General features: G+C 71.7%; 16 protein-coding genes. 6 read left to right on the forward strand and 10 right to left on the reverse strand.

Annotated elements, in window-relative coordinates:
- Positions 1-1,009 (forward strand): mannose-1-phosphate guanylyltransferase/mannose-6-phosphate isomerase (locus BKE38_RS25000; RefSeq protein WP_076959932.1); only part of this gene is annotated, 1,009 nt, incomplete at its 5' end.
- Between the two features lie 18 nt (positions 1,010-1,027).
- Here BKE38_RS25000 and BKE38_RS25005 read toward each other — a convergent pair.
- The gene (locus BKE38_RS25005) at positions 1,028-1,999 is read right to left on the reverse strand and encodes a hypothetical protein (protein WP_083747850.1); all 972 of its coding nucleotides are present in this window, start codon (positions 1,997-1,999) and stop codon (positions 1,028-1,030) included.
- A 31-nt stretch (positions 2,000-2,030) separates the two neighbouring features.
- On the opposite strand from BKE38_RS25005, the gene BKE38_RS25010 reads away from it, so the two are divergent.
- Complete coding sequence (locus BKE38_RS25010; protein WP_076959934.1) at positions 2,031-2,576, forward strand: cytochrome b; 546 nt, start codon at positions 2,031-2,033, stop codon at positions 2,574-2,576.
- A gap of 57 nt (positions 2,577-2,633) precedes the next feature.
- Here BKE38_RS25010 and BKE38_RS25015 read toward each other — a convergent pair whose 3' ends face one another.
- Entirely contained in the window at positions 2,634-2,825 is a 192-nt protein-coding gene (locus BKE38_RS25015) for a hypothetical protein (RefSeq protein ID WP_106409303.1), read from the reverse strand.
- A gap of 147 nt (positions 2,826-2,972) precedes the next feature.
- Here BKE38_RS25015 and BKE38_RS25020 point away from each other — a divergent pair, with 147 nt between their 5' ends.
- The gene (locus tag BKE38_RS25020) at positions 2,973-3,305 is read left to right on the forward strand and encodes a DUF1491 family protein (RefSeq protein ID WP_076959935.1); all 333 of its coding nucleotides are present in this window, start codon (positions 2,973-2,975) and stop codon (positions 3,303-3,305) included.
- Positions 3,306-3,350: 45 nt separating this feature from the next.
- Here BKE38_RS25020 and BKE38_RS25025 read toward each other — a convergent pair whose 3' ends face one another.
- Positions 3,351-4,775 carry a M20 family metallopeptidase gene (locus BKE38_RS25025; RefSeq protein WP_076959936.1) on the reverse strand — a complete coding sequence of 475 codons (1,425 nt, stop codon included), beginning with the start codon at positions 4,773-4,775 and terminating at the stop codon, positions 3,351-3,353.
- Between the two features lie 146 nt (positions 4,776-4,921).
- Here BKE38_RS25025 and BKE38_RS25030 point away from each other — a divergent pair, with 146 nt between their 5' ends.
- From BKE38_RS25030 to BKE38_RS25040, 3 genes are read left to right on the forward strand one after another with little or no spacing between them, the layout of a single operon-like run.
- Positions 4,922-5,245, forward strand: coding sequence for a flagellar basal body rod C-terminal domain-containing protein (locus tag BKE38_RS25030; RefSeq protein WP_083747851.1), 324 nt, complete (start codon positions 4,922-4,924; stop codon positions 5,243-5,245).
- A gap of 3 nt (positions 5,246-5,248) precedes the next feature.
- On the forward strand, positions 5,249-5,761 hold the full coding sequence (locus tag BKE38_RS25035) for a GNAT family N-acetyltransferase (protein WP_076959938.1): 513 nt from the start codon (positions 5,249-5,251) through the stop codon (positions 5,759-5,761).
- A gap of 19 nt (positions 5,762-5,780) precedes the next feature.
- Positions 5,781-6,242 (forward strand): hypothetical protein, encoded by a 462-nt coding sequence (locus BKE38_RS25040; RefSeq protein ID WP_076959939.1) that lies wholly within the window; start codon positions 5,781-5,783, stop codon positions 6,240-6,242.
- 62 nt (positions 6,243-6,304) lie between these two features.
- On the opposite strand, the gene mdoH is transcribed toward BKE38_RS25040, so the two are convergent.
- The 7 genes from mdoH to BKE38_RS25075 all read right to left on the reverse strand — a co-directional run bounded on the left by mdoH (position 6,305) and on the right by BKE38_RS25075 (position 15,684).
- Positions 6,305-8,377: a glucans biosynthesis glucosyltransferase MdoH gene (mdoH, locus tag BKE38_RS25045; RefSeq protein ID WP_242662567.1), complete on the reverse strand. Its 2,073-nt coding sequence runs from the start codon at positions 8,375-8,377 to the stop codon at positions 6,305-6,307.
- Between the two features lie 71 nt (positions 8,378-8,448).
- On the reverse strand, positions 8,449-9,960 hold the full coding sequence (locus BKE38_RS25050) for an OpgD/OpgG family glucan biosynthesis protein (protein WP_083747852.1): 1,512 nt from the start codon (positions 9,958-9,960) through the stop codon (positions 8,449-8,451).
- 145 nt (positions 9,961-10,105) lie between these two features.
- A complete protein-coding gene (locus tag BKE38_RS25055) occupies positions 10,106-10,765 on the reverse strand; it encodes a carbonic anhydrase (protein ID WP_076959942.1) in 660 nt (219 codons plus the stop codon).
- An 86-nt stretch (positions 10,766-10,851) separates the two neighbouring features.
- The gene (locus BKE38_RS25060; protein WP_076959943.1) at positions 10,852-11,937 is read right to left on the reverse strand and encodes a DUF1513 domain-containing protein; all 1,086 of its coding nucleotides are present in this window, start codon (positions 11,935-11,937) and stop codon (positions 10,852-10,854) included.
- A gap of 7 nt (positions 11,938-11,944) precedes the next feature.
- Complete coding sequence (locus BKE38_RS25065) at positions 11,945-13,060, reverse strand: imelysin family protein (protein ID WP_076959944.1); 1,116 nt, start codon at positions 13,058-13,060, stop codon at positions 11,945-11,947.
- Positions 13,060-14,358, reverse strand: coding sequence for a di-heme oxidoreductase family protein (locus tag BKE38_RS25070; RefSeq protein ID WP_076959945.1), 1,299 nt, complete (start codon positions 14,356-14,358; stop codon positions 13,060-13,062). The genes BKE38_RS25065 and BKE38_RS25070 overlap by 1 nt, the downstream gene beginning before the upstream one ends.
- Positions 14,359-14,406: 48 nt before the next feature.
- Positions 14,407-15,684: an imelysin family protein gene (locus tag BKE38_RS25075; RefSeq protein ID WP_076959947.1), complete on the reverse strand. Its 1,278-nt coding sequence runs from the start codon at positions 15,682-15,684 to the stop codon at positions 14,407-14,409.
- Positions 15,685-16,019: the final 335 nt, after the last annotated feature.

Below are 16,019 nucleotides of genomic sequence, written 5' to 3' on the forward strand. Positions count from 1 at the left end.
CGGACGCATCGTCGCCTTCGGCATGAAGCCCACTGCCCCCGAGACCGGCTACGGCTATATCGAGGCGGGATCGGCGCTGGACGGGCTGGAGGGCGTCGCCGCCATCGCCCGCTTCGTCGAGAAGCCCGACGCCGCCACCGCCGCCCGCTTCCTGGCCGAGGGCCGGCATCTGTGGAACTCCGGCATGTTCGTGGCCACCGCCGCCACCCTGCTGGCCGAGCTCGAGCGCCTGGCCCCCGAGCTGCTCGCCGCCGTCCGCGGCGCGGTGGAGGGCGCGACCCGCGACCTCGACTTCATCCGCCTGGACCCGGAGGCCTTCGCCGCCGCCCCCGACATCTCCATCGACTATGCGGTGATGGAGAAGACCGCCCATGCCGCCGTGGTGCCGGCCGATCTCGGCTGGTCCGATGTCGGCTCCTGGGCCGCGCTCTGGGAGGTCTCGCCCAAGGACGCTGCCGGCAACGCCACCCAGGGCCCGGTCGCCCTCTACGGCGCCAGGAACTGCTACGTCCGCAGCGAGGGGATCCTGGCCGGCGTCGTGGGCCTCGAGGATGCCGTGCTGGTCGTCACCGACGACGCCGTGCTGGCCATGCACCGCGACCGCGCCCAGGACGTGAAGAAGCTGCTGGAGCAGCTCAAGGCCGACGGCCGCCCGCAGGCCACCGAGCACCGCCGCATGTACCGTCCCTGGGGCCATTACGAGGGGCTGATCAAGGGCGACCGCTTCCAGGTGAAGAAGATCTCGGTCAAGCCCGGGGAGAAGCTTTCCCTGCAGAAGCACTTCCACCGGGCGGAGCACTGGGTCGTCGTCGCCGGCACCGCCATCGTCGAGCGCGATGCCGAGCGCATCATGCTGCGCGAGAACGAGTCCATCTACCTGCCGCTGGGCTGCGTCCACCGGATGGAAAACCCGGGCATGATCCCGCTGACCCTGATCGAGGTGCAGTCCGGCTCCTATCTCGGCGAGGACGACATCGTCCGCTTCGAGGACACCTACGGCCGCACCTGATGTTTGCGTGCTGGCGGCTCACAGGGCCGCCAGCATCGCCTCGGTCGGCCAGCCGGCCGGCAGGGCCGTCTGGCCCAGCACCCAGCCTTCCCAGCCCCGCACCCAGGGGTCGTCGGGGATGAAGTCCGGGCGGAGGCCGTCCAGCACCGCGACCAGGCAGAGCAGCCCGAGCTGGCTGTCGAAACGGTCCTCGCCCGCCGCATCCAGGCCGAACCCGTCTTCCATCGCCTGGGCCAGCGCTGCCGAAGGCCGCACGGCCAGCCGCGCCATCGCCGCGCCCAGCGCCCCGGCCGCCGCCCGCCGCGCATGCGGCAGCCGCTTGCTGCCCGGCAGCGTGACGCCCAGATGCCGCATCGCCTCCGCCGGATAGACTTCGGCGAGCACCGCCCGGCCCGGCGCCAGCAGCGCGTGCAGCCCGCCCTGGAACGGCCACAGCGCCAGCGGGGCACCCTTCGCCAGGGCAGGCGCCAGCCAGTCGCGCCAGGCGCCGATCGCCCCCTTGCCCGTCTGGTTGGCCCCCAGCGTCCAGAACACCGGGGCGCCGGCCGGCCGCTCCGCCGTGGCGCGGTCGCAGAGCCGGCTGAGCGCCGCCGCATCCGCCAGGCCCAGCGCCGTGGCATGCGCCAGCCGCGTCATCCCCTTGATGCCGCGCGCCGGGTAGAAGGGGCGCTCGGGCGACACCGTCTCCAGCGTCGGGCTGACCAGGAAGAAATCGGGCCGCGCCACGAGGCCGCGCAGGAAGGCAGGGAAATCCACCTCCGGGCGGGTGGCCGCGAAGCCGCGCGGCAGGCCCAGCGGCAGGTCGAGCCCGAAGGCCAGCGGCACGCCCTCGGCCAGCAGCCCGGCGGTCAGCGCCGCCGGGTCGCCCACCGGGCGTGGCGCCTCGGCCCGCCATTCGACGCCGCCGCCGCGGGCCTTCCGCCGCCGTCGCGCGATGCTGACCCAGCGCTTGCGCGGATCGACGCTCCAATCCGCATGCGCGGCGATCATCGGTGTATCATCGCTGCACGGAGGACCCCGCATGCGCACCCCTGCCCCGCCTGCGCCCCGCTATACCGCCGTCGCCCGGCTGCTGCACTGGGCGACCGTGCTGGCGCTCATCCTGGTCGGCTGCCTGGGCCTGTGGCTAGGTTGGGCCCCGCCACAGGACGAGGCCTTCAAGCTGCGCCTCTACAACCTGCATGAAAGCGTCGGCCTGACCATCCTGCCGGTCACCTTGCTGCGGCTGGCCTGGCGGCTCTGGCACCCGCCGCCGCCGATCGCGCCGCCGCTGCCGCCGCATTTCCGCCGCGCCGCCGGGGCCACCCATGCGGCGCTCTATGCCCTGCTGCTGACCATGCCGGTGGTCGGGCTGATGGCCACCAATGCCTGGGGCTTCCCGCTCACCGCCTATGGCATTCTGCCCATCCCCAGCCCGATCGGCCCGGACGAGGCGCTGGCGCCGAAGCTGACGGCGCTGCACGGCTGGATGGCGCTGGCCCTGGGCGGGCTGGTGGCGCTGCACGCCGCCGCCGCCCTCTGGCACCACATCCACCGCGGCGACGACACGCTGCGGCGGATGTTGTGAGCGCGCGATCGCCGAAGGCCGCTGGGCCGCCGGCAAGGATCGCCCGCCCAGATAGGCTCAGCCGATCGGCTTGGTGGCGCGCTCCATCAGCCGGGCGAAGAAGCCGGGCTTCTTGGCGGGCGCGGTCGCGGCCGCCGCCTTGGCCACCAGCTGCTCGCGCTCCTGCACCTTCATCGACAGCCACTTGTCGAGGCTGACCCCGGCCTTGGCCGCCCGCTTCGTCTCATAGGCGCGCTGACCCTCGGTCATCTTCGCCCGTTCCTGCACCTGAACCGCCATCGTCCAAACCCCCGCATCGATCCCAGCCAGCGGGTGGATGCCGCGCCGCAGCGGCGATCGCAAGCGCATTTTATCGGCGGGGCTTGCATCCCGCCCGGCCGGCGTCAGGCTAGGGGGATGGAAGCGAAAGTGAAGGCCGGGCTCTGGGCCCAGATGGCACTGCGGCTGGCCGACCAGGCCGGCCGCCCCGGCATGGTGTTGCGCAAGGGCGACCCGGATTCAGGCGGCATCCTCTGCGTGCTGCGCGGGCGGCAGGGCTGCCTGGTGCTGTCCCAGGTGCGCGACGGCGAAGGCCGCGCCGCCTGGATGCGGGGGACGGGCAAGGACCCGGTGCCGGAACCCGAGGCGGAGGCCTATGTCGAGCGTCAGGTGAAGCGGGACCCGGACCTCTGGGTGCTGGAATTCGAGGCGCCGGACCTGCTGCCGCCATTTGAAGCGAAGATCATCTAAGAAAGGCCAGGGGAATGAATTCCCCTGGACCCCTTCTTTTTTCTATCAGACAGCAGGCGACATTTTGATCGGGGGCACCAGGTCCTCCGGCAGCGGGCAGACATACGGGTCCACCGAGGTGCGCGCCGCCAGGTCGGCCTTGGCCTTGGCGATCAAGGCCGGGTCCTGCAGGGCATCCACCGCGACGCCCGCCATCACCTTGGCCACATGCACCATGCCCTTATGCGCCAGCGCCGACTTGCCCTGGGCGGTCAGCTGCCAGCTATGGCCCGGCGTGCCGATCGCATAGGTCGCGCCGCGCGCCTGCACCGTCGGCACCACCCAGGACACGTCGCCCACGTCGGTCGAGCCCACCATCGCGGCGCCCTTGGCGTCCAGCGGGATCAGCTCGTCGGCCAGCGGCACGCCGCGGCGCACCGGCACGCCCATGCGGCGGAAGGCGCTGGCGATGTCCTCGTCCGACAGCGTCTTCTGGAACTCGGCGGCCAGCGCCCGGTCGGCATCGTCGAAAGGCGGTGGGCCCAGCCGCTCCAGCTGGTCCTGCATGTTGCGCTCGAGCGGGGTGTTGCCCAGCAGGTTGGACACGGCCGAGACGGTCTTGGTGGTCACCGTGGTCTCGGTCATCAGCGCGGCGCCGTCGGCGATCTTGCGCACCCGGGTGATCAGCTGCTGCAGCCCCGGCAGGTCGGTGGCGCGGATCAGGTAGCGCACCTTGGCCGTGCCCTGCACCACGTTCGGCGCGATGCCGCCGGCATCCAGATAGGCATAGTGGATGCGCGCGTCGGAGGGCATGTGCTCGCGCATGTAGTTGACGCCGACATTCATCAGCTCGACCGCATCCAGCGCCGAGCGGCCCAGATGCGGCGCGGCGGCGGCATGGCTGGAACGGCCGACGAAGGAAAAGTCGATGCGGCAATTGGCCAGCGACTTCGGCTCGTTCACCGCCGCGAAGGGCGCCGGGTGCCAGCAGATGGCGATGTCGACGTCCTTGAAGGCGCCGTCGCGCACCATGAAGGCCTTGGCGGCGCCGCCCTCTTCCGCCGGGCAGCCATAGTAGCGGACGCGGCCCTTCAGCCCGTTCTTCGCCAGGAAGTCCTTCACCGCCGTCGCCGCCAGCAGCGAGCCGGCGCCGAGAAGGTTGTGGCCGCAGCCATGGCCCGAGCCGTCGCCCGGCAGCGGCCGGTGCTCGGCGACGCCGGCTTCCTGGCTGAGGCCCGGCAGCGCGTCGTATTCGCCCAGGATGGCGATGACCGGACCTTCCTCGCCCGCCTCGCCCATCAGCGCGGTGGGGATGCCGGCGACGTTGTCGGTGATGCGGAAGCCCTTCTCTTCCAGCATCTTGCGATGCTCGGCGGCGGAGCGCGTCTCGGCATAGGCGAGCTCGGGCATGTCCCAGACGCGGTCGCTCAGGCCGATCAGGTCTTCCTGGTGGTCCTCGACCAGGCGCCAGATTTCTTGGGTGTTCTGCATGGACGTTCTCCGCGCCGGATAGGCAAGACAGGTGTGGCAGGATTTGGCAGAATGCGCCGGGCAAGGTGCGTCCGGCAGCGTGGCTTGTCGATACGCCGCGGCGCGTTCTTAACCAGTTGCAAGCTTTTGTGGCCTAGGACGAGACCATGTCCCTTTCCCCCCTCGGCCCCTACGGCCCTCCTCCTGGTTCAGGATTGGCCGGCGCAAGCCTCGCGGCCCTCGGCGGCGCCCGCCGCGCCGAGCAGAGCGTGGCGCAGACCGCCCAGAACATTGCTGCCTACGGCGCCACCCAGGCGGTGGTGACGGGCGACGCGCTGCCCGAGGTGCCGGTGGTCGATCTGCGCGACCAGGCCAACCCCGTCGCCGACCAGGTCAACCTGATGCTGGCGCAGCGGGCCTATGAGGCCAATCTCGCGGTGCTGAAGACCACCGACGCGATGGCGCAGACCACCATCGACCGGCTGGGCTGAGCCATGCCCCCTGCCCCCGCGCTGCGCCGCCTGCTGCCGGCCGATGCCGCCGCCTATCGCGAGCTGCGGCTGGAGGGGCTGGAATGCCACCCCGAGGCCTTCGGCGCCGCCTGGGAGGACGAGGCCGACAAGCCGCTGGACTGGTTCGCCCGCCGGCTGGAATCGACCACGATCATCGGCGGCTCGGTCTTCGGCGCCGGGCTGGACGGGGTCGCCGGGTTCATGGTGCCGGCGCCGGCCAAGCAGCGGCATCGCGGCGTGCTGTGGGGCATGTATGTCCGGCCCGACGCGCGGGGCAGCGGGCTGGCGGCGGCGCTGGTGCAGCAGGTGGTGCTGGCCGCGCGCGGCCGGGTCGAGGCGATCCGGCTGTCGGTGGTGGCCAGCAACAAGGCGGCGATCCGGGTCTACCAGGCGGCCGGCTTCCAGGAATATGGGCTGGAGAAGCGCGGGCTGAAGCTGGGCAGCACCTATTATGACGAGATGCTGATGGACCGCGCGGTGGAACCGCTGCCCTGATTGGGCCTTTCATGCGGGCATGACTCTGCTGCATGACGGACCGATCTTCGCCGACTATTTCCACTTCCTGCTGCAGGACGCGGCGCTGCGGGAACGTCCCGCGGTGCCCTGGGACGATGCCAGCCTCGCCGACGGGGTGGTGGCGATGCCCGGGCTGCTGGCCTTCGCCACCGCGCGCAACATGCAAGTCCCGGTTTATGTTGAGTCGCTCGCCTCGGAGCCCGCCCTGGCGCTGGACGGCGTCGACCATGCGGTGGAGGCGTCGGTCGAGAGCAGCGGGATGCTGATCCTGGCAGGCGGCACCGACTACCTGCCCACCGCGGCCCGGCTGCCGGTGGCGCCCGGCATGCTGCGGGTGCGGCTGCTGTGCCGGGGGTTGGACACGCTCAGCGAGGACGGCCTGGCCGGCGAGGATTCCTATCGGCTGCTGCTATGGCCGGCTTCGTTCGCGGAGGTCGCGGTGCTTAAGCGCCACGCCTGATTCGCAGAAGTAGAAGGGGGTGCGGGGGGTCCGAGGCACTGCCTCGGACAGACCCCCGCCGCCTACTTGCTGCTGAGCGCTTCCAGCCTCTCGACGCCGCTTCTGTCCGCCAGCACCGCCGCCAGCTCCTGCCGGGTCATCTGGTGCAGCGCGTCGTCCAGGGTGGCGGCCTCCTCCAGCCGGGCGAGGCCCACCAGCAGGTTCGGGTCGAAGGGGTCCTGCCGCGGCCGGCGTGGCGGCGGCAGCATGCGGCGGTGGGCTTCGAGCAGCGCCGCGTCGCTGAACAGCCCGCGCACCGGGGTGGGCGGGATGTCCTGAAGCCCGGCATAGATCTCGCGGGCGCGGATCAGGACGGCCGGGGTGTCATGCTCTTCCGGGGTCAGCAGCAGGCCGAGGCGGCGCAGCCCGACGCCCAGCCCGCGGCGGGCGGTCCAGGCGGCCAGCGGAATGGCCAGCGCCAGGCCGATAACCACGGGCGACATCCACAGCGCCAGATAGGGCGAGACCAGCCAGGCGGCGCCGCCGAAGACCAGGCCGAACAGGGTGTGCTTCCAGTAGAGCCGCACCACCTGGCCGAAGGGCACGCTGCCATCGTCGCGCTTCTGCGCGTTCCAGCCGGAATCGCGGCCCATCAGGATGGCGATGACATCGACCGACTGGGTCAGCATGGTGACCGGCGCCAGCAGGCCGGCGACCAGGGTCTCGACGATCATCGACAGGAAGGCGCGGATCATGCCGCCGGCGCCGCGGCGATCGCGGGCGTGGAACAGCAGGGCGATCCAGGCCATCAGCTTCGGCGCCAGCAGCAGCGCCATGGTGCCGATGAAGACCCACATGGCGCGGACCGGGTCGACCACCGGCCAGGCGGGGAAGAGGCTGGGCCCGGCGGGGAAGTATTCCGGCCGGATGAAGCGGGCCTGGATGGCCAGCAGGACGCCCGCGACCAGGAAGACCAGCCAGATCGGCGCAGTGATGTAGCTGCCGATGCCGGTCAGCAGGTGCAGGCGGCTGACCCAGTGCAGGCCGCGCGCCGGCAGCACGGCCGCGTGCTGCAGGTTGCCCTGGCACCAGCGCCGGTCGCGAATCGCCAGGTCCATCAGCGAGGGCGGGCTTTCCTCATAGGTGCCGCGCAGCCAGGGGACCATGTGCACGGCCCAGCCGGCGCGGCGCAGCAGCGCGGCCTCGACGAAGTCGTGGCTCATGATGTGGCCGCCGAAGGGCTTGCGCCCGGGCAGGTCCGGCAGGCCGGCGGCGCTGGCGAAGGCTTCCGTGCGGATGATGGCGTTGTGGCCCCAGTAGTTGCCCTCCGAGCCGTGCCACCAGGCGATGCCCTCGGCGATCAGGGGCCCGTAGACCCGGCCGGCAAACTGCTGCATGCGGGCGAAAAGCGTGTTGCCGCCGGCGATGATCGGCAGGGTCTGGATCAGGCCGACATCCGGGTGGCGCTCCATGGCATCGGCCAGGCGCAGGATGGTGTCGGCCTCCATGACGCTGTCGGCGTCGAGGACGAGCATCTGCGGATAGGCAGCCCCCCAGCGCCGCACCCATTCGGCGATGTTGCCCGCTTTTCGCTCGATGTTCTTCGGGCGGCGGCGATAGAACAGGTTCGGCGGCTCGCCCAGCCGGGCGCGCAGCGCGAGATAAGCGGCCTCCTCGGCGATCCAGGCATCGGCCTGGGTGCTGTCGCTGAGGATGAAGATGTCGAAGCGGTCGGTGGCGCCGGCGGCGGCGAGCGATTCATGGATCGCCTGCAGCCCGGCCATGATGCGCGCCGGATCCTCGTTGTAGGTCGGCATCAGGAGCGCGGTCCTGACGCCGGGCATCGGCGGCGGGCCGTCGGGGGCGATGCCGAGGCGCCGGTCCGGCCCCGCGATCAGCCGGAAGAAGCCGGCGGTGGCGCTGGTGAAGGACAGCGCGATCCAGGCGAAGAGCACGACGAAGAGCAGCAGCACGAAGGCCTGCAGCGGCGTCGGCTTGCCGCTGTTCAGCACCAGCCACATCTCGCGCGTCGCGAAGGCCGTCAGCAGGATGGCGCCGCCGATGACCAGCAGGCGCCTGAGCCCGCTGGCCATCGGGCGGGATGGCAGGCCGCCCGGACGCTTCTCCGGCCTGGCCTGCAGCGACTGCACCGGCATGGCCAGCGGCGCCTCGGGCGGCAGCGCGTGCCAGCCCTCGGCCTCGGCGGCAACCGGGGCGCGCGCCGCGCTCACGCGGTCCAACGATAGAGCAGCGTCTCGGCCACCGCCTCCCCGGCCAGCTTGAGGTCGGCGCGGAGCTCGACCTCGCGCGCGTCGCCCGGGAAGAGGTCGAAGCTGAGGCGCCAGCCGCCGCTTTCCGGGTTGCGCTGGGCGACCGGGTTGCGGATCTCGCCGCGGTTGGCGGTGACGATCAGCTCCGGCTTGGCGTCGGGCGCCAGGTTGTCCAGCGCGCCGCCCTGGGCGTCGATGACGAAGAGCCGGCCGCCCTGGGTCCAGGAGGCGCCGGAACGGGTCGACATCAGCCGGCCCATCTCCGGGCTGCCCGGGGCCTCGTCGGTCCAGTGCAGGCGGAAGGTGTAGCGATACTCGCCCTTGGCGCGCAGCGGCTCCTTCGGGCGCCAGAAGGCGACGATGTTGTCGTGGATCTCGCCGGTGGTCGGGATCTCGACCAGCTGCACGGCGCCCTCGCCCCAGTCGCCGATCGGTTCGATCCAGAGGCTGGGCCGCTTCTCGTAGCGGGCCTCGAGATCCTCGTAGCTGGCGAAATCGCGGCGGCGCTGCATCAGGCCGAAGCCGCGCGGATTGACGTCGCCGAAGGCGGACATCTGCAGGTCGCGCGGATTGTTCAGCGGCCGCCAGAGGCGCTCGCCGCGGCCGGTGAACATCAGCAGCCCGTCGCTGTCATGCACCGCCGGACGCCAGTCGTCGCGGCCGCTGCGGTTCAGCGGCGAGAACCAGAACATGCTGGTCAGCGGCGCGATGCCCACCGTCGCCATGTCGGCGCGCGGGAAGATGGTGGCCTCGACGTCGAAGACGGTGCTGCGGCCGGGGCGGATGCCGAAGCGGAAGGCCGCGGTGCAGGAGGGGCTGTCGAGCAGGGCGTGGACGGTGACGTAGTTGACGCCCTCGCGCGGCCGCTCGATCCAGAAGGCGCGGAAGACGGGGAATTCCTCGCCCTTGGGATCGCCCGTTCCCACCGCAAGGCCACGCGCGGAAAGCCCGTAGATCTGGCCGCGGGCGACGGCGCGGAAATAGCTGGCGCCGAGGAAGGCGACGATCTCGTCGTAGTAGTCGCTGCGGTTGATCGGCCCGTGCAGGCGGAAGCCGGCGAAGCCCATGTCTTCCTGCGCCGGGCGGGGCATGTTCTGGAAGTCGAACATCTCCGTGTTGTAGCGGATCGGCCGCGCCATGCCGCCGGAGACCTCGAACATGTCGATCCGCGGCTTGTAGAGGAAGCCGCGGTGGAACAGCTGCATCTGGAAGGGCAGCCCCTCCGCCCGCCACAGCGCCTGGGCGGGGCGGTAGCGGATGTCGCGGTACTGGTCGTAGGTCAGCTCGGCCAGCGGCCCGGGCAGGCTTTCAGGCGGCGCCTTGAACGCCTGCTGCGCCATGGCGCGGGCCTGCTCCCGCACCGTGCCGGGGTCGAAGCGGGTCTCGTCCGGCCCGGCAGCATGGGCCTCGGAAAAATGCGCGGTGTCCTCCGCCAGGAAGACAGTAGACAGCGACAAGGCTGCGAGCATGGCATCGCGGCGGTTCACGGCAGGCACTCCCCCTTCGGCGGCGACCAGCGAACGCGCGAGGAATGGCAGGGTTGCACCCTGCCATGCTCATGCTTCGCCGCCGTTCATCAGGCGGGGGGAATACGTCCGAATTCCGGCGTGACAATCAACTCAGAGGCTTAAAGCTGCCATCATCAGCCAGATGTGACAGCATGCCGCTGCGGATGTCGAAGGACCCGCCATGCAGCGTCAGAGTGCCGGCGCGCACCCGGTCGGCGACCCAGGGGAAGCTCATCAGGTTGCGCAGCGACAGCTTCACCGTCTCCAGCTCGCATTGCGCCTGGGCCTCCTCCGCATCGGCGGCGACGCATTCCAGGGTGCGGGCCCGGGCCTCGGCGGCGATGCCGTTCATCCAGGGCTCGACGAAGTCCTGGGCGCCGGCCGGGAAGCCGCGCAGCAGCGCCTGGACGCCGCCACACATGGCATGGCCCAGCACCACGATGCGCGGCACGCCGAGCACGCAGACGGCGAATTCCAGCGCGGCGGAGGTGCCGTGGTAGTCGCCATCCGGATTGTAGGGCGGCACCAGGTTGGCGACGTTGCGGACGATGAAGAGCTCGCCGGGGGCGGCATTGAAGACCATGCCCGGATCGACGCGGCTGTCGGAGCAGGCGATGACCAGGGCCTTGGGGCTCTGGCCGTCGCGGGCCAGCGACTGGAACAGGCGGCGGCGCTCCGGCCAGACCTCCTCTCGGAAGCGGCGATAGCCGTCAAAGAGATCGGCCAGGATGTCGGAGGAAGGGGGGGGCGGCAGGTCTTCGCTCATGACCGCGGGATTTAGGGTCGCGACACCGGTTTGGACAGGGTTCCTGCTGCATGGCAGCAAGAACCAAGCGCTGCCCTGACGTTTCTTTAACCCACCCGCAACAAATGATTGTCCCAGGCGCCACGCGGCCCGGCCAGAGGCTTCGGGACGAGCCTGCGGGCATCGACCTCCAGCAGGGCGCCCTGGCCGCCGGAGAGGATGAAGCCGCCTGGCCGCCCCGAGGGCGCCACGCCGCAGACATCGTCGATGCGGACCGCGCCCAGGGCGCGCGCGCCGCCGAGGTCCCAGAAGACGGCCAGGCCGCCGCGCGGGCTGGTGGCGGCGACCACCTTGCCCCCGGCATCGGTGGCGACGCTGCCGATGTAGTTGCGGCAGGCGGCGCGGAGATGCTCGGGCAGGTCGAGAGGCTGCAGCTCCCCTGTCCCGCGCTGGACCGCCAGCAGCGGCATCCTTGCCGTCTCGTCGCCCTCATACTGCATCGCCACCGCCGTGCCGCCGGGAATGGGCGAGAGATGGCGAATGGAAAGACGGTTCATGCCCGGGGCGAAGCGGGCGGCGTGGACCTGCCGGCCGGTCCTGGGATCGAGATGCACCAGGGAGGGATCCATCCCCGCCGGGTCGAGGTTGGCGCGCGGCGCGTCCGGATGGGTCAGGATGCCGCCATTGGCGACGACGAGCGCGCTGCCGTCGGGCGCCAGGCGCATGTCATGCGAGTCGCGGCCGCCGGTCTCGAACTCGGCCACATGCGCGAAGCCGTCGGCCGCGTCATAGACGCCGATCAGCCCGGCGCCGTCCTCGAAGCGGGTCTCGGTGGCGTAGAGCAGCCGGCCATCCGGGGCGAAGAGGCCGTGGCCGTTGAAATGCCGGCCCTCGGGCGGCGCGAAGCTGTGGGTCAGGGCGCCGCGGGCGAGGTCGGCCACCAGCGCCTCCCAGCCCGGGCGGCGGCCGAAGACCACGACCTCGGCGCGCGTTGGATGGGCGGCGAAGCCGTGGGCGCGGGCGGCGAGCTTCAGGTCGAGCGGGGTGCGGCCATCCCGCGGCAGGAAGCCGCCGGCATGGTCGGCGCCCGCCGGATCGCGCCAGGCGCCGAGCACCAGTCCCTCGGATTCCGCCCTGGCCGTCAGCGGCATCCCCGCCAGCAGGGCACTGAGGACAAGATCGCGGCGGCGCATCGGCGGCTCAGTCCCCGTCCAGGGCGTTGAAGCCCAGCGGGATGTCCAGCGCCGGCGGCAGGCGGGTGGAGAGCAGGATCTTCAGCGCCGCGGCCTCCTTCTGCAGCAGCAAGGCGGCATCGCGGCGGCCCTGGATGCCGAACTCCTGTTCCAGCGGCAGCGGCAGCGCGGCCGCCGTGGCGTTCACCTGGTCGAAGGCGCGGGTCAGCAGCCCGGCCAGCTCCGCGTCGCCGGCCTGGACCGCCGGCAGGAAGGCGGTGGTCCACAGCGCCCGGGCGGCCTCCAGATTGGCCTGGATCGCCTGGCCGGAGAGGTTGCTGCGCCAGGCCTCCAGCAACTGCATCCGGCTGGTCGAGGGGCTGCTGCCCAGCGGGCGGCTGAGCTTGCGGTCGGCCACCACCTCGATGGCGGAATAGAGCGCCTTGAACAGCTCCAGCGTCGCCTCGCGCGGGGTGGCATAGGGGCTGCGCGGCTCGGTCAGCACGCGGGCGAAGGGCTGCTCGCCGCCGGTCCAGCCGGCCAGCAGGTCCTGGGCCAGCGTCGCCAGGTTGCCGCCGATCGCGCGCAGCAGGGCGGCGCGGTAGCCGGCCTCGGCATCGCCGGCGCGCAGCCGCGCCACCGCCTCCTCGCCCTGGAGCAGCCGCTCCAGCGCGGGCAGGCCCTGGGTGGTGACCTGGCCCAGGGAATTGGCGCGGGCCTCAAGCGCCGCGGTGTCGCGGCCGGCGATGGCGGCGGCGAGGTCGCGGCCGATGGCGTTGCGCGGGTCGGGCCAGAACTGGATGCGCTCGTGCCGGCTGAACAGCTCGGCGGGGCCGAAGCGCAGGTGCTGCACCGCCTGCCAGGCCAGGAAGGCCTCGGCAAAACCCTCGCGCGCGGCGGTCAGCGAAGCCTTCTCGGCGGGGGTGCGGGCCAGGGTGTCGAGGCGGGCGGCCAGGTTGGCGGTGCTGGCGGCGAAGCGGCGATAGGCGGGCAGCAGCACCTGCTCGACGGCGGCGCGGTTGAGCGCGCGGAAGCCGGCCTCGTCCGGGGCCGCCCAAGCGGGCAGCGGGGCCAAGACCGCGACGATCGGGGCCGCGGCGATCGGGGCCGCGCGAAGCAGAACAGAGCGGCGCGAAAGGGACATCACAGGGAATCCAGGAAGGCGAGAAGCGCCGCGCGATCGGCGGGCGAGAGGCCGAGGACGCGGTCGCGGACCGGTTGCGCGGCGCCAGCATGCCACAGAATGGCCTCGAGGGGAGACCGGGCGCGGCCGTCATGCAGATAGCCGACCGGGCCGCCGGCGACGGCCGCCGCCAGGCCGAGGCCCCAGAGCGGCGCGGTGCGCCAGTCCCCTCCACCGGCCGCCCAGTCCGCGCGGCCATCGGCCAGGCCCGGGCCCATGTCGTGCAGCAGCAGGTCGGTATAGGCGGCAACACCGGGCGCGAGCTCGGGGCGGTGGCAGGCGGCGCAGCCGATCTCCCCGAAGACTGTCGCTCCCGTCCGCACCTGCGGGCTGTCCGCGTTGCGGCGGGGCGGCACGGCGAGGTTGCGGAGATAGGCCAGCACCAGGTCGAAGAGGACGGGCGCGACCTCGGTGGCCTCGCCGGGGGCCAGGCCGTGCGGCGCGGCGCGGCATTGCGGCTGGCGCGGGGTGCAGTCGCCCCAGGCGGCCGGGAGCAAGGGCGTCGACAGGCCAAGGTCATTGGCGAAGGCCACGGCGATCTGGTCGGGCAGCGTCGGCTCGGAGGCCTTCCAGCCGAAGCGGCCGAGGACTGTTGCCTGTCGCGACGGGCTCCAGACGCGGTTGGGGCGGCCGCGGATGCCGTCGTGGTTGTCGCGCGGCTTGAGGATGTCGTCGTCCGGGACGCGTTCCAGCAGGCCCAGGCCGATCAGCGACGGCGCCTGCCGGGGGGAGAGCTCCAGGCCCGGATGCGGGGCGCCGTAGGCCGGATCGGTGAATGCGTAGCTCGGGCGGCGGAGGGTGACGGTGGTGCCATCGGCCAGGGTGACGGGGGTTTCCTGCCAGGTGGTGACCACCCTGCCCTCGCCGCGCAGGCCGGCGACGGAGAGGGGCTGGATCTGCAGGCCGTAGGTGGGCTCGGGCGTCGGGCCGTTGGTGCCTTGCGGGGCGATCGAGGTGCGGAACAGCAGGGAGAGCGGCGGCTCGTCACCGGTGGGCATCGGGCCGCGGCCGTTGCGGATGTGGCAGGAGGCGCAGGAGCGGGCGTTGTAGAGCGGCCCCAGCCCGTCCGACGACCTGGTCGAGCTGGGCGCCTGGACCCAGAGCTTGCGGAAGATGCTGTCCCCCAGCCGAAAGTCCAGGCCCTGCGCCTTGTCCGGCATGCGGTAGGCGTTGCGCAGGTCCTGCGCCGCGGCCGGAGTCCCACCGAGCAGCCATGCTGTGGCGGCGGCTGCCGCGATGGTCTGAAAACGGCCGTTCATCAGAAAAAAGATGGGGGTTCCAGGGGGAATTCATTCCCCCTGGCCTTCTTACTTAAAGACTTTGCCCGGGTCATCCAGGCTGTCCGAGCCTTCCAGGCTGATGGCCGGCAGCTTCATGGCGGCGACGACGCGCTCGATGGTGCGGGTCTGGGCCAGCAGGGCGTCGATGCCGGCCTGGAGGGTGGCGTTGCCCTCCTTGTTCCCTTCCGCGAGCATCTGGTCGTAGGCCTCCTTCGTCGTGGCGCGCTGGACGATGGCGTCGAAGGCGGCTTCGGTCGCGGCGAAGCGGGCGTCCATTTCCTCGCGCAGGCGGCGGTCGGTGCGGTCGACCAGGTTGCGCAGGCTGGCGCCGCGGATGGTGGAGCCGTCGAGCCGCCGGTACTCGCCGCGCCAGACGGCGACCATGCCGCGGATATTGCCGCGATGGCTGGCATGGGTGTTGTCGGAGAAGCAGTCATGCTCCTCCTCCGGGTCGTGCAGCATCAGGCCGAGCTTCATGCGCTCGCCGGCGAGCTCGCCGTAGGAGAGGCTGCCGATGCCGGTCAGCATGACGGTCAGCACCTGGGCCGGGGCGCCGGCGGCCAGGCGCTTGCGGACAGCGCCGCCGGGCAGCCACTGGTCGAGCATGTCCTGCAGGTCGCGCAGCAGCAGGTCGCAGACGATCTTCAGGTACTGGCCGCGGCGGTCGGCGTTGTCGCCAGAGGTGTAGTCGGTGAATTTCCGGTCGCCGGCGCCCGGGCCGGTGCCGTTCAGGTCCTGGCCCCAGAGCAGGAACTCGATGGCGTGGTAGCCGATGGTGACATTGGCCTCGACGCCGGCGGCCTCGTGCAGGCCTTCGATCAGCGCGGGGGTCAGGGTGGAGAGGTCGCGGGTCTCGTCGCCGAACTTCAGGCTGCGCGAGGCGATGATGTTCGCCGCATAGAGCGGGTTCTCGTCGGATTCGGTGCCGTAGCGGGCGTCGACATAGTCGATCAGCCCCTCATCCAGCGGCCAGGCGTTCACGCGGCCCTCGCGCTCGTCCATCTCGGGGTTGCCGAAGCGCAGCGCCTCGGTCGGCATGTAGGGCTCGCGCGCCGCGATCCAGGCGCGGCGGGCGGCGGCGAGGCCGGCCTCGGAGGGGGCGGCCAGGAAGTCGGTCACGGCCTGGTGCAGCGCCTTGGCCGCAGTGACCGAGTCCTCGAACATGGCCTGGCCGAGATCGGCGTAGAAGCGGCGGACGGCGCGCTGGTCGGGGGCCGTCCCCTGTGCCAGGGCGGCGCGGCCGGGCAGCAGCGGCGCCACCAGCGGAGCGAGGAAGAGGCCGGCGGCCAGGCTGCGGCGCTGCATCGGGCGGTGCTCCTTGAGCTTCTCTTTGATCTTGCGGGAAGACCAGCGGGCCATCGCCCCTGCTGGCGGCGGCAGGATCTGGCGTGGCGCGGCGTCGGAGGTATTGCAAAAAAGTCGCATTTGCAAGATTGGCGCGTGGCGACGCCAAAGCCCATTGACCGGTTACCGGACGATACATAAGGAAGTGAGAAGCATTCGCATTTGCAGGAAGCCTCGATGAGCACCTCCACCGGTTCCAGGAACATGGCCACATCGGCTGCATGGATGGCGGGCATGGCCCTGGGCCTGCCGGGCGCGGCGCTGGCGCAGGGCAGCGCCGGCACCGCCCCCGGCAG

This window comes from Teichococcus deserti (assembly GCF_001982615.1).
Taxonomy (GTDB): Bacteria; Pseudomonadota; Alphaproteobacteria; order Acetobacterales; family Acetobacteraceae; genus Pseudoroseomonas; species Pseudoroseomonas deserti.